The 12,783-nt window shown below is 57.5% G+C and carries 11 protein-coding genes; 3 read left to right on the forward strand and 8 right to left on the reverse strand.

Features of this window, described 5'->3' with window-relative positions; all coding sequences use genetic code 11:
• Nucleotides 1-142 precede the first annotated feature (142 nt).
• The 3 genes from C7436_RS03840 to C7436_RS03850 all read left to right on the forward strand — a co-directional run bounded on the left by C7436_RS03840 (nucleotide 143) and on the right by C7436_RS03850 (nucleotide 4,174).
• Nucleotides 143-499, forward strand: a complete 357-nt coding sequence (locus C7436_RS03840) for a phasin family protein (RefSeq protein WP_121206765.1) — start codon at nucleotides 143-145, stop codon at nucleotides 497-499.
• Nucleotides 500-569: 70 nt separating this feature from the next.
• The gene (locus C7436_RS03845) at nucleotides 570-2,369 is read left to right on the forward strand and encodes a PHA/PHB synthase family protein (RefSeq protein ID WP_121206766.1); all 1,800 of its coding nucleotides are present in this window, start codon (nucleotides 570-572) and stop codon (nucleotides 2,367-2,369) included.
• 80 nt (nucleotides 2,370-2,449) lie between these two features.
• On the forward strand, nucleotides 2,450-4,174 hold the full coding sequence (locus tag C7436_RS03850) for a diguanylate cyclase domain-containing protein (protein WP_121206767.1): 1,725 nt from the start codon (nucleotides 2,450-2,452) through the stop codon (nucleotides 4,172-4,174).
• A 41-nt stretch (nucleotides 4,175-4,215) separates the two neighbouring features.
• Here the strand turns inward: C7436_RS03850 and C7436_RS03855 are convergent, their stop codons facing one another.
• The 8 genes from C7436_RS03855 to C7436_RS03890 form a co-directional block, all read right to left on the reverse strand.
• Nucleotides 4,216-5,196 (reverse strand): AgmX/PglI C-terminal domain-containing protein, encoded by a 981-nt coding sequence (locus C7436_RS03855; protein WP_121206768.1) that lies wholly within the window; start codon nucleotides 5,194-5,196, stop codon nucleotides 4,216-4,218.
• A gap of 5 nt (nucleotides 5,197-5,201) precedes the next feature.
• A complete protein-coding gene (locus tag C7436_RS03860) occupies nucleotides 5,202-5,702 on the reverse strand; it encodes an ExbD/TolR family protein (protein ID WP_014421183.1) in 501 nt (166 codons plus the stop codon).
• Nucleotides 5,699-6,211: an ExbD/TolR family protein gene (locus C7436_RS03865; protein WP_121206769.1), complete on the reverse strand. Its 513-nt coding sequence runs from the start codon at nucleotides 6,209-6,211 to the stop codon at nucleotides 5,699-5,701. Before C7436_RS03865 ends, C7436_RS03860 begins: the two co-directional genes overlap by 4 nt.
• 25 nt (nucleotides 6,212-6,236) lie before the next feature.
• On the reverse strand, nucleotides 6,237-6,944 hold the full coding sequence (locus C7436_RS03870) for a MotA/TolQ/ExbB proton channel family protein (protein WP_121206770.1): 708 nt from the start codon (nucleotides 6,942-6,944) through the stop codon (nucleotides 6,237-6,239).
• A gap of 133 nt (nucleotides 6,945-7,077) precedes the next feature.
• A complete protein-coding gene (locus tag C7436_RS03875) occupies nucleotides 7,078-7,389 on the reverse strand; it encodes a hypothetical protein (protein ID WP_121206771.1) in 312 nt (103 codons plus the stop codon).
• A 15-nt stretch (nucleotides 7,390-7,404) separates the two neighbouring features.
• Nucleotides 7,405-7,974 carry a tetratricopeptide repeat protein gene (locus C7436_RS03880; RefSeq protein WP_121206772.1) on the reverse strand — a complete coding sequence of 190 codons (570 nt, stop codon included), beginning with the start codon at nucleotides 7,972-7,974 and terminating at the stop codon, nucleotides 7,405-7,407.
• Nucleotides 7,961-10,843, reverse strand: a complete 2,883-nt coding sequence (locus C7436_RS03885) for a tetratricopeptide repeat protein (protein WP_228198052.1) — start codon at nucleotides 10,841-10,843, stop codon at nucleotides 7,961-7,963. The genes C7436_RS03880 and C7436_RS03885 overlap by 14 nt, the downstream gene beginning before the upstream one ends.
• Nucleotides 10,836-12,770: a tetratricopeptide repeat protein gene (locus C7436_RS03890; protein WP_228198053.1), complete on the reverse strand. Its 1,935-nt coding sequence runs from the start codon at nucleotides 12,768-12,770 to the stop codon at nucleotides 10,836-10,838. The genes C7436_RS03885 and C7436_RS03890 overlap by 8 nt, the downstream gene beginning before the upstream one ends.
• Nucleotides 12,771-12,783 lie beyond the last annotated feature (13 nt).

Here is a 12,783-nt window from a genome sequence, read left to right on the forward strand (position 1 = left end):
ATGCCTCCCGGGTCTATGTGCCATCTGCTTAACTATAGACTAGGAGATATGGTGGAAGCCGGTTTGATGCCTGTCAAAATCGTGTCATCGAACGTGAGCTAAACTACTTGTTCCGACAATCACTACAAAGGAGTTGTAACGAATGAACCAGGATATGATCAACAAGGCTAACCGCCTCAACGAAACCCTTTTCACCCAGTTCAGCAAGGCCGCCGAAATGCAGATGAATGCGTTTCGTCGTTATGCCGATGTCGCCATGGACCAGGCTCGAAAAGTCGCCGAAGTTCGCGATCTGGATGGGTTGAAGCAACTGACCACCGACCAGGCAGAGACCCTCAAATCCCTCAGTGACCAGTTCACCCAGGACTGGAAAGCCTGGCAGGATTACTTCAGCGAAACCCGTGACCAGATACAGAAAGCCTTTGAACAGGATTCGAGCGAACCTGCCAAAGAGAAGACACCAACCGCCAAGGCCAGCGGTTCCAAATCTGCAGCCTGAAAGGCAGGACCAAAACCGGTCGGAATGGTATCCATTCCGGCCGTTTTTTATTCAGCGGCAGGAGAGCCCTATGTTCGGTCTGGATTTCGTGAGCAAAACCGCCACTAATCTGGTGAAAACCTTCGAGGACAACGTCCGCCAGGGCCAGCAACAGCTGGAAAAATGGCTCGGCGATACCGGGATGATGGAGGACACCAAACTCTCGACGCTGAGCGAAATCTCGGACGCCTATCGAACCATGGCCGAAGATCTGCTGCTGCACCCGCTCCGGTTCGCCAGTGCAGAAATCGATCTTGCCCGCAAACATCTGGGGCTGGCTCGCTACACCCTGACCAGACTCACCGGCAAACCGATGGAACCGGTCGCCGAACCGGACCCGGACGACCGGCGCTTCATGGCGGAGGACTGGCACCGGCATCTGTCGTTTGATGTGCTCCAGCAGGCCTATCTGATCAACTCCCGCGCCTTCCTGAACTGGGTTGAAGGTATGGAGGGGCTCCCCGGCCCGAGTCGCGACCAGATGCTGTTCTACGCCCGCCAGTTGACGAGCGCGCTTTCACCTTCCAACTACCCGCTGACCAACCCGGAAATTTTGCGGATAACCTGGGAGCGAAAAGGCATGAATCTGGTGGATGGGGCCCGCAACCTGGTAGACGATATCCGGCAGAACCCGAATCTGTTCAACGTCGCCATGACCGACCGTTCGGCCTTCGAGGTGGGCGGAAACCTGGCAACAACGCCCGGCAAAGTGGTGTACCAGAATGAACTGATGCAATTGATCCAGTACTCGCCAACAACTGAAACCGTGGCCCGGCGCCCGCTTCTGATCGTCCCCCCCTGGATCAACAAGTTCTATATTCTCGACCTCACCGAACGCAATTCCTTCATTCGCTGGCTGGTAGACCAGGGCCAGACGGTGTTTATGGTTTCCTGGCGGAATCCCGGGCCAGCCCAGAAAAACCGGGGCTGGGACGACTACATGACGTTGGGCCCGCTGGCTGCCATTGATGCCGTAACTGAAGCGACTGGCGAGCCCCAGATGAATGCCATTGGCTACTGCATTGGTGGTACGCTGCTCGGAACTACGATGGCCTGGCTGGCAAAAAAACAACGTAACCCGATCGTCAGCACCACCTATCTGACCACCCTGCTGGATTTTTCAGACCCTGGCGGCATCGGCGTTTTCATTAACGATCACTCAATCCGCGGCATCGAACGCACCATGGAGCGCAAAGGCTATCTGGATGGCCGGGCCATGGCCTTTACCTTCAATCTGCTGCGGGAAAACGATCTGTTCTGGTCGTACTGGACCAACAACTACCTCAAAGGCCTGAAACCCAAAGCGTTCGACCTGCTGTACTGGAATACCGACGGCACCAACCTCCCCGCCAGAATGCACAGCTACTACCTTCGGGAAATGTACCTGCATAACCGGCTGGTGCAGCCGGATGCCCTGACGATTGCGGGTGAAAGCATTGATCTTTCCGCCATCAGGGTACCTTCCTTCTTCCTTTCCGCCCGCCAGGACCATATCGCTAAATGGAAAACGACTTATCGGGGCGCCGGGGTTTACGGCGGCGATGTGCGATTCGTTCTGTCCGGTTCCGGCCATATTGCCGGGGTCATTAATCCCCCTTACAAGGAAAAATACGGGTACTGGACCAATAACCAATTGCCAGGCTCGCCGGATGACTGGTTTGATAGCGCAGAACATCACCCTGGATCCTGGTGGCCACACTGGCGTGAATGGCTGGCGACATTCGAGGGAGAGCAAGTTCAGCCCCGTCAGCCCGGGGAAGGCCCGCTTGAGGCGATTGAGGACGCGCCTGGAAGCTACGTAAAAGTTAAGGCATCGGAAGCCGGGGGTTGATAGACTTCAATATAAATGAGCGAAGGTTCACTTTTACCGAATTCTTCGCAACAGACCGACCAAGAATAACAGGAGTGCCCATGGGGCAGCCGCTTCCGATATCACGCATTATGCACACGGGCGTCCTGCTTCAGTGTGAGCTGGACACAACCATTGCCGATGCGGCTGCCCGGATGTCCGAAACCTCGGTCAGTTCCATTTTGATTACCGACGGCGGAACGGTTGTTGGTATCTGGACAGAACATGACGCCCTGGCGATCGACTTTACAGATCCCGAAACATTCCGGCAGCCGGTAAGTACGGTGATGAGCTCACCTGTGCTGTCCCTGCCCGAGACTCTGGATGCCGGTGAAGCCGCGGTTCGTTTGCGTGATACCGGAAAACGCCATTTTCTGGTGACTAACAGTAGTGGCAAACCGGTCGGTATCCTTTCCCAAACCGATCTGGCCCTCAACCAGGGCCTGGAACCCTACTTGCGACTTAGGGAAGTGCGGGCGGCCGTACCGCGCCCGCCACTGGTGGTTCGGGGCGACCAGTCTCTGGCGGAAGTGGCCAGTTACATGCATCGCCATCATGCCGATGCGGTGGTGGTCGATTGCGGCGAGGAAGGCTTGGGGATTCTGACCGAGCGGGATATGGTCCGGTTTATTGCCCGCCACACCAGCAACACCCTGGTCAATGAATTGGCGACCCGGCCTCTTCTCACCGTAAACGAAGAAGACCCGCTGATTCACGCACGTGATCTGCTGATAGATCATCGCATCCGCCATCTTGCCGTGGTCAATCAGCTTGGAGAGGTTACCGGCCTGATCGGTTATCACGACATGCTGACCGGCGCTGAGCAGATGTATCTGGACGATCTTCGCGAAGCCCTCGAACAAAGGGATCAGGCCCTGGCCAAATCGAGGCGAACCCTGCAACTGGCGGAGCGGGTCATTGAATCGTCTTTTGAAGGCATAATGGTGACCGACAAAGACGTCTGCATTGAATTCGTCAACCCGGCATTCACCCAACTGACCGGTTATACCGCCGAAGAGGTCATCGGTCGGTCACCGGATCTGCTCTCATCCGGGCGCCACGACAGCGAGTTCTACCGGCGCATGTGGAATTCCCTGGAAACCCACGGCTACTGGCGCGGAGAAATCTGGAATCGCCGAAAAACCGGTGAGCTTTATCTGGAACTACTGACCATTACGGCAATCACCGACGATGACGGCAATACCACACATTACGCGGGCCTGTTCACGGATATCACGCAAAATCGCAGGAACGAGGAACAGATCCGACAGCTAGCCTACTACGATGCCCTCACCGGTGTGCCGAACCGACGATTGCTGGAAGACCGGCTGGAGCACGCCATTCGCCATGCCCATCGCAAGGAAATGCTGCTTGCAGTGATGTTTATGGATCTGGACCGTTTCAAGGAAGTGAACGACACCCTGGGCCATGCGGTGGGGGATGACCTGTTGCTTCAGTTCACTACCAGGGTAAAAGACTGCCTGCGGGAAGACGACACACTCGCCCGACTTGGAGGCGACGAGTTTATTGTGCTGCTACCGGAGATGGAACGGCTATCCGACGTGTTTGCCGTGGCCGACAGGCTGATTGAAGCAAACAAACGGCCCTATCAGATCAACGGCAACCAGATAAACGTGGGTTCAAGCATTGGCATCAGCCTGTATCCGGAAGACGGTACCACCGTTCAGGAACTGATCAACGGCGCCGACATCGCCATGTATCGTGCCAAGCGGGAGGGGCGAAACCGCTACAAGCTGTTTGCGCCCCACACTGTCGAAAGCGCCTGATCAGGAGCGATCCTTCACCACCCCTGATCCGGAGCCAACCGTCAGCTCGACAACAGCTCGATCGGATAACGAATGGTGGTCTTGTCGACTCCTGGTCGTGCTCCAAAGTCTACCAGCCGCAACCGGTTGCAGATCTTGTTCTCAAGTGCCGGTTCATTGAGTGTTGACTCCACAACCGAGCAACTGGACACCGCACCATTCGGCTCGATAACCAGTTCGGGCGTGATACTGCCCTGCAGCGAGGGTTTTCGGCGCAGCTCGCGATTGTAGATGCTGTAAATGGCGGACTTGTTGGCATCCATGGTGCGGCGCAACTCCTCCCGGCTACGCGATTTCGAGGCAATTTCCTGCTGCTCCCTGCGCACCGTCTCTTTTACCGAAGCCACACGTTCCGCCTCGGCCACCTCCGCGCGCTCCCGTTCTGCCAGGGCAAGCTCACGGGTTTCCCGGCTCAAAGCGGTTTCGTTCACGCCACTACTGCGGGTGTTTTCGGTAGCGCGGGAAGCCAGGGTATCACCGGTCTTCCTGGCGATCGGCTCGGCCGTATTGGTAACCGGACTATCCAGTTTGACCGATTCCGCCAGCGAACTGATCTTCGACAGCTCGTTGCCCATGGCCAGAATACCGGTGTTTTTCGCCTTTTCCCGAGCCTTGGCCACCTCTTCCGGTTTGGGCTCTGGTTCCGGTTTTTCAGCCACTTCCGGTTCTGGAATAACCGGCGCTGGAGCGGGTTCGGGTTTTGGTTTTGGCTCAGGCTTCGCCTGCTCCACCGGCTTTTCCTCAGGCTTTGGCGGCTCGGGCTCTGGCAATATCGGCTTGGGTGGCTCCTTTTTCTCAACAATCAGCTTCGCCAACTGGGGCGGCAAGGCTTCCTGTTCCTGCCGATCCTGTTCCGGCAACTCAACCCAACTCACATAGCCCGCGAAAATCAGAAACAGGGGCACCACGACAACCGCCGCCGCCAACAGTCTCTTGCGCTCTCCCCTCTCCTGATTCCAGGGCAATCCGTAGCGATAATCCATTAGCTTCAGGCCCCCTGTTCCGTGCGCTGATTAACCGCCAGGGAAATGCTGGCATAACCGGCGTCCACACAGGTGGACATGATTTTCTTGAGCAGCTCGTAAGGAAGTTCCCGGTCCGCAAGAATGGTAATGGGGCGACCGGCCTCCGGTGCTGGCGCCGACGAACGACTGGCCTGGTAGTCGAGCTCCTGCTTCAGCGATGGCTCAACCTGCCCCTCGAAGGTCTGGAACGCGTCGCGTTTCACCACCAGCCGGCCGTTCACCAGGATATCCCGGTCGGTCACGGTTAGTGCCAGTACATCACCCGGGGGCTGTTGGGCAGTCGAATCGGGCAATTTGATGGTGTTGTTCTGGTTGAGTACCTGTACGTCAGACGAAGAGTTCACCATCAGGAAGAACACGAGGATGGTAAAAATATCCATCAGCGACACCAGGTTCATTTTTCCCTGGCTTTTGTTGCGCCGGTAATGCCGTTTCAGACGACGGGCCTTGGCGGATTCTTTCATGAACTCACCTCTGCGGATCCCGAGGTCTGGGCCGGCGCATCACCCAGTGAGATCTCGGGGAACAGTTCCGCCTCCACCACATTGCCGGCTACGACCGCCTCGTACGAGCGAACCGTATCCATCACCGAGACCAGAGACTGATACGAGGTCTGGCGGGAAGGCATGATGATCACGTCCTTCTTGTCCGGAACACGGCTCTTGATTTCCTTCATCACATCCTTCAGGAGAACGAAATCATGCTCGCCCTCACGCTGGGGGATATTCTTGATGACGCCGCCCTGGTTATCCGCAACGACCAGGCGATCGTCATAGATCACCACCTGGATCTGCAGCTCTTCCGCCTGCTCGGCCGACAGGCTCTCACCGGTCGGGAAGTTGAGTTCCAGAACGCTGGTGTGGGCGAACACCATATTCAGCAGCAGTACCGGCACCAGCACTATCATGAGATTCATGAAGGGCGTGATGTCGAGATCTGCCTCACTTTGTAGGCGACGATGCTTCCGTCTCATGGCCTGACATCCTTCTGGCTGGTTATCAGGCCGGGCTACCGGCCGGTGTCGCGACCTGTGCCGGCGCAGCGGCAGTCTGACCCTGTGGTTGTGCACCGGACTTGTTGCCGGAGCCATCGCTGAGGAGGTTCAGAACCTTGATGCCGGCCATCTCGAAGCTATCAACAATCTCGTTGGTCTTGGTTTGCAGCAGCGAATGGATCAGCAGCATCGGAATGGCTGACATCAGGCCAAACGCTGTAGTGTTCATGGCGACCGAGATGCTCTGGGACAACAGGCTCGCTTTCTGGGCCGGATCCGCTGCGGCTACTGCGGTAAAGGCGGCAATCAGGCCGATAATGGTACCAAGCAGGCCCAGCAGCGTGGCAATGTTGGCCAGTGTTGCCAGGTACTGTGTGCGCTTTTCCAGCCGAGGCATAACATCCAGCAACCCCTCTTCCATGGCGTATTCGATCTCTTCGCGACCCTGGCGGCGGGCGAGGCGCTGAAGGCCGAAGCCGATCATGGTGGACATGGCACTACCGGACTCCTGAGTGTAATTCAGGGCGCCCCTCAGATCGCGCTTTGCAATCATCTGATGCAGGCGGTTGAAATCCCGACGGTTGGTCAGTTTCTGGGCGGAAAGGTAGACGTAACGTTCAATGGCTACAATGAGTCCGATGATCAGCACAACGGCGATCGGAAACATAAAAAAGCCACCTTCCTGGAAGAAGCGAACGGCGGTATCGATCATTTTCTGGGCACTCCATGGTCCGTTTTCAGATCAGTCTATTCGCGAGCTCGCCCGGACAGGGTAAGTTCGCGCAAGTCTGTGTGAGGGTTTGTTTATTTTTGCGCAAGAACACAGAGCAGATGTGAGGAATGTCTCACTCCGACGATTCATCTGCCGGTTGTGTCTGTTTCAGGAATTCGTTGTGGTATTGCACCAGCCTCTGGAATTCATATCGTTCCAGCGGCGCAATCCCCTGATTAACCATGAGCCGCTCGTCTGGCGCCCGAAGTTGTTCAACTTCCGGTGGTTGCCAGGGCACCAGATACATGACTGTGGGCACTTCCTGGTCGCCACGAATGCGGGTACCTTCGATGGTTACCACACCCGGGGTGTCCTGGGCGTAAAGCATGGGCGCCGCAGCTATCAGAGCGGAAGCGGCCAGAATGATCGGCGCAAGACGTTTCATATCAGCCTATCCAAATCAGATCCTGTTTTTCGCATCAAATATCCAGTCTTCCAGTCTCGGGTGCGGTTCGCTGGCAGCCGATTGATAACGCTCATAGAGTTCGATCGCATCGGCAGGGTTACCCAGATAGATATCCAGCAGGAAGGCCAGATTAAGAATCGCAGGCGCGTAATCCGGATCCGCCGCCAACGCAGCTCGGTAATACCGTTCCGCCTCATCGAATTCTCCGGCATTTCGGGCAATCACGCCCAGATGATTCAACGCCTGGACATGCTCAGGATTGACTGCCCGCGCGCGCTCAAACCATTCTTTCGCGCCATCGGCGTCCCCTTCCCGGAAAGCAATGATGCCAAGGTTGGCCATGGGGCCGGCTTTGTCCGGATAGTTCCGGGCCAATTGTTCAAAAACGGTCCGGGCTTCGGCAAAGTTGCCCTGCTCCATGGCCTTGACCGCTTCGCTGAATGACGCCTCAAGGACAGCCTGCTCAGCCTGAGGATCAGATTCTGGCGGCGTCGGGGCCGTGACACATCCAGACAACGCGACTGACAACAAAAGACAGAGACCACAGGTCTTAATCAAGTTCATAGACAACCCCCGAGGTCACTTCTTCCTTCCGGTAGCGCCCTGGCAGCAGGACTTTCAGGGCCTCGTAGCTGCGCTTGACCCACTCATCGAATATGCCCTCGCGGGCCCGCCGGATGTTCTGCTCGTGGATATCGATGGCGTTGTCTTCGAATGGATAGGCCTGCTCTTCCAACAAAAGCTCGTACTGGGCCAGCTCAAGCTCACTCAACCCGGTGGGCCGCTCCGAATCCATCAGATCGGCACCGAGGCGTCCATAGATATGGGCAATCTGGTATCCGGCCTCGGTTGCGAACGTCGAAAGGCCGTAACTGGCGGTTTTCTTGTAGGCATTAACTGCCCGTTCAAGCGCATCGGTCTTTGCAGCCATGCTCTCATTCAGTGGCAACGTCAGGCGAATGTTGTCATACCGGGCAAGCGCTTCGCGGGCGAGAATGGCCGAAGCTGACGCGGCAAGGTAGCGCATGCGGTCGTCCGCCGCGTCCGGATTCCGGTCCACCGTTTCCATTTGCTTGCGCAACCAGTAATTTCTTTTTACGGTGTCATCAGCTTGCTGATAGAGCTCAGCCAGCCGATTGGCCGCTTCCATGTAGACATCGGCCGGCTCGGGATGGCTGTTGGCGTAATTCCGCCAGGTATCGATGGCCTTGTCACGGTTTCCGGCCTGATCGTACAGCTCTGCTGCAATCAACAGGTTTTCTCTTCGCTCTTCCGGCGTTGTCGCCAGAGCCACCATTTGTTGCAATTCGTCGGCTGCTCGCTCCCACTGCGCCGTCTCACGATAGGCCAACGCCAGTTTTGCCGGGACCGTATCAATCAATTCGTGGTCCGGGAAAGCCCTTCGGAAACCGGTCAGCACACCAATGGCCGGTTCCCAGAGCTTGGCGGTTATCAGAAGTGAGGCGGCATCGTATTCAGCGTTTGCCCTTAGTGCGGATTCCGGAACCACAGCACCGACTCGCAGGAACTCGCTGACGGCAGCTTCCACATTACCGGCATCGGCCAACTGCTCGGCCTGCCGATAGACCGCAGCGGCCAGGTTTTCACGTACTCCGCTTCTTCGCTCATCATCCTCGGCCATGGTTGCCAGGGCATCACGGTAAGCCTGCTCCGCCTCAGCGTACCGAGCCAGTTCAGAGAGGCTGTGACCAGAGAACAGTAAGGCTTCTGTCGTTAACTCAGCGGAAGGCGTGGGCTGCCAGGTCACAAGCCGGGCCGCCATATTGACGGTCTCTTCCCAGTTTTTCCGGTCAAGCTCCCGCTGCAGTGCAATGTAATACACCGCCGGGGCCCTGGTGTCTTCGGGAAACGCATTTGCAAACCTCAGCCGATTCAACTGCTGCAGTTCCTGATAAGCCGCCTGTTCTGATACGGATAGACTGTTCCAGGTTATTGAATACTCACGGAAAGCCAGAACCGACGCGTAGCCGGCTTCGGCTGCCCGCTCGGCCACCGTGTCCTCCGGGTAGTCATAGGCCACCCGCTCAAAAGCGGCGATCGCCGCCGGCCAATCTTCCAGCTCCAGATAGGTCTCACCCAGAAGGAACAGACGCTCCGGTGTGCGGGGATGATCCGGGAAGGTAGCGGCAAATTCTGCGTAATAGCTGGCGGCTTTGCGGTAGTGATCATCGGCCTGCTGCTGATCGGAGGCCTCCCCTGCCAACAGGTACTGGCGGTCTGCCAGCTCAGGCAGGAGCTGCTCCAACTGCTGCTCAATGAAACCCATCGCATCCGGGCCCGCTGCCTGCCAGTAATCGCTGTAAATTCCGTAAAGGCTGACAAAGTCGGCCTTTCTTTCAGGGACGGTACGGGTGAAACCGGCCAGTTCCAGGGTATCGATAATCCGGATGTGGTAGCGTGGCGCCCAGGGACTCGCCGGGTGGTCTTCTATGTAGGCCTCAAAGACGTCGATGGCATCACCGTATTGCTCCCGCTCCAGCAAGAGCTCGCTGTAGCGGTCGTAGACCAGGATTTCATAGGGACGTCCGCCCGTCTGGCGAAACAGCGCCTGCAGGGTTTCCGCTCCATCAAGGTAAGACAGGGACAGCCCTACGACCCGGAACAGATCCTCGATTAGCGTCTGGCTCCGCTGATCCACATCTTCCACCGGCTGGCCCTCAGGCATCACCAGATCAAGCACTTCTACATAGCTGAACAGGGCTTCCTGGTATTGCGCCTGCTTGAATAGACTCCAGCCCTTCATGTAGTGCGCGTTCACCAGAAACGAGGCATCGGCCATGCGCTCCTGGCTGGCCAGAGTAACCTCGCCGAAGGCCTGCTCGGCTTCCCGGTATCGGCCATCGATAAACAGCAGATCGCCGCGGCGAAACTGAGCTTCTATCCAGTAGTCCGAATCGGGGTACCGCCGGACCAGAGTATCCAGAGTATCGAGTTGCTGGGGCGTCGCGCCCCGAAGTTCCCAGGCCCTGGCAAGCTGATAATAGATCTTGTCATTGCCCTCGCGCTCCGGGTATTCGGACAGAAGACGCTGGTAGGCCTCGATAGCACCGGCGAGCTCATCGACAGCGGTATCGGCCATTTTCCGCTCCGCCCGCTGGAATTCCAGATCGGCCAGCCGGTGGCGGATGGTAACCTGCTTGCGGGGATCGTCCACCAGCGGCAAAAGCGCCTTGTAGCTTTCCATCACTGTTTCGATGGAGACATCATCCGCGGGGCCGCTGCCAGCCTCAATACCCTGAACCTGACGGGTTTCAGTCGCCGGAAGCGCGGCCAGGGTACCCTCACGGACCCTGGGCATTTCCTCGTCGCCGGCGGGCATCATCGACTGTAACATCTGACAGCCACTGGCCATGAGCAGCGCACCTGCTACGACAAGGCCTTTCACCATCTTTCCAGGAGTCCCGTTACTCATCACCGGCTCCCGGGTTTTGCGATCTACGGAACAGTTGGTCCGCCAACCTGGCCTGGGCATGGCGGGAAGCCACCAGATACCCATTGAGCTCCTCCTGCTGGGCGACAAGCATGCTGTCTACCTGGCTCAGGAGGATTCGCCGGGCGTTGCTCAATGCAACCGCCACCTCTTGGCCAAGGGTGGCGAGTTCGCGCTCGCTGGCAGAAATGCGGCGAGCCAGTTCGGCATGGCGGCCATCGTCGGACATCAGGGTTTCAACCCTCTGCCGCTGGGCCTGGAAGTGCTGCATTTCACGATCCAGCTCCCGCAACTGCTTTTGCGCCGCCCAGCGATTCAAGCCATAGTCATCCGCAATCCACCAGTCGAAGTAGGCACGCATCCTCCGGTAAGTCTCACGCTGCCTGGCCGTGGTGGCGTCGTCAGGCAAGCCCGCCAGAGTTTCTTCAACCTCGTTGAGCTTGTCTCTCAGTGCTTTCTGTTCTGCGGTCATGAAGAATTGAGCGTCTTCTTCAGCCAACGCAGTGGCGATCGTTTCCCTGAATTCCTCATGCAATGTCTGCCACTGGTTCGCCAGCTGGCTTTCGAGCGCCCGGCGGGTTTCCGCAATCCGCACCTGACGCTGTTGTTCGCGGGTTTCCAGCATGATTCGGAAGGATTCAAACCGGGACTGCCGCTCGGCGATAAAGGATTGCATTTGGTAGAGCTCGTTCAATTCTGCAAGCGCCTGCTGGAAAGTCTCCGAAGCCAGCACTTCGGCCATGCCGAAATCGGAAGGCTGGACCCGCAAACGGCCGTAGGAATCCGTGAGAATCCCGTCGCTGTCACGAGTGAAGTCAAGCTGCGCCATCAGACTCTCTTCAGTGAGCCGATTCCGGATAATGTCCAGCTCCTCAATACGGGCCTGGTAAAGGTCGGCCGCTTGCCTGAAGGCCGGCAATGCTCGCTGTGGTTTGTTCATCTGCTCAAGAACATAGGCCCGGGCGAACGGAACCTGCTGGCGCCATGGCAAAAACAGATCCCTGCTCGACAGCGTATCGAGCGCATCAAGTGCCCGATCCGGCCTGCCCTGCCCGGCCGCCGCTATGGCATAGTCGAAAAGGGCCTGGTCAGCGAATACGCCATTCAGCGGCATGTCGCCAAGGATCTCAAGCGCCGCGTCGAACCGGCCATCCCTGAGGTAAAGCCGGGCAAGTGACAGTCGGGCCCTGTCCAACAGGCCTTCGCGTTCGGCCTCTGGTTCGGCGGAATCGGCAGACTGTTGAATGATGGCGATGAGTGTCTGCAGTTCAGCCTCGGCTGTCGCGACGTCTCCCGCGTCCAGAGCGGCGACGGCAGAATTGTATTGCAGGTAAAGGGACCAGATGTCCGTGTCTTCCAGTTGTTCCTTTAGCGACGTCAGCTTCGATACGTCTTCGATCCTCGAAGACATCATGGCCACTCGTGCTCGCAGATAAACCCACTCCCGAAAGAGGTCATGGTTGGCCTCAGCGAGTATCTCACCATCCACGCGCTCAAGATTCTCGCCGGCCAGCTCACGATTACCTTCCAGGAAAAACACCTTACCCAGATAGAACCAGGCCTGATTGCGAACCTCCGGCGAAAGTGTGCTACCCGCGCCGTCACTACCGAGCAGTTCCGTGAACAATTTGCTGGCCTCACGGGTCATGCCCCAGGACAACATCAGCCCACCCTCTACCAAAGCCGGGTGATCACCATGTCCTTCGATACCGCCTTGCTCACGGGCAACCGCCAGCTGGGTCAGAGCCTCAAAGACATTGCCCTGATGATACTCATACAGAGCCCAACCGTACCGAAGGTCCTTCGCCCGCTCAGGTCCGGGCTCATCGGCCTGGGCCGGAGCAACCATCGTCAGCCATAACAAAGCGCCGGTAAACAATACCGAACGCGTTCGAAATGGTTTGATCACTGTCAATCCCACG

The sequence above is a fragment of the Marinobacter nauticus genome (assembly GCF_003634635.1).
GTDB classification, from domain to species: domain Bacteria; phylum Pseudomonadota; class Gammaproteobacteria; order Pseudomonadales; family Oleiphilaceae; genus Marinobacter; species Marinobacter nauticus.

Excerpts from the sequence above, each read along its gene's own strand:
- C7436_RS03840 (WP_121206765.1), top strand. The coding sequence starts at position 143 with ATGAACCAGGATATGATCAACAAGGCTAACCGCCTCAACGAAACCCTT.
- C7436_RS03845 (WP_121206766.1), top strand. The coding sequence starts at position 570 with ATGTTCGGTCTGGATTTCGTGAGCAAAACCGCCACTAATCTGGTGAAA.
- C7436_RS03850 (WP_121206767.1), top strand. The coding sequence starts at position 2,450 with ATGGGGCAGCCGCTTCCGATATCACGCATTATGCACACGGGCGTCCTG.
- C7436_RS03855 (WP_121206768.1), bottom strand. The coding sequence starts at position 5,196 with ATGGATTATCGCTACGGATTGCCCTGGAATCAGGAGAGGGGAGAGCGC.
- C7436_RS03860 (WP_014421183.1), bottom strand. The coding sequence starts at position 5,702 with ATGAAAGAATCCGCCAAGGCCCGTCGTCTGAAACGGCATTACCGGCGC.
- C7436_RS03865 (WP_121206769.1), bottom strand. The coding sequence starts at position 6,211 with ATGAGACGGAAGCATCGTCGCCTACAAAGTGAGGCAGATCTCGACATC.
- C7436_RS03870 (WP_121206770.1), bottom strand. The coding sequence starts at position 6,944 with ATGATCGATACCGCCGTTCGCTTCTTCCAGGAAGGTGGCTTTTTTATG.
- C7436_RS03875 (WP_121206771.1), bottom strand. The coding sequence starts at position 7,389 with ATGAAACGTCTTGCGCCGATCATTCTGGCCGCTTCCGCTCTGATAGCT.
- C7436_RS03880 (WP_121206772.1), bottom strand. The coding sequence starts at position 7,974 with ATGAACTTGATTAAGACCTGTGGTCTCTGTCTTTTGTTGTCAGTCGCG.
- C7436_RS03885 (WP_228198052.1), bottom strand. The coding sequence starts at position 10,843 with ATGAGTAACGGGACTCCTGGAAAGATGGTGAAAGGCCTTGTCGTAGCA.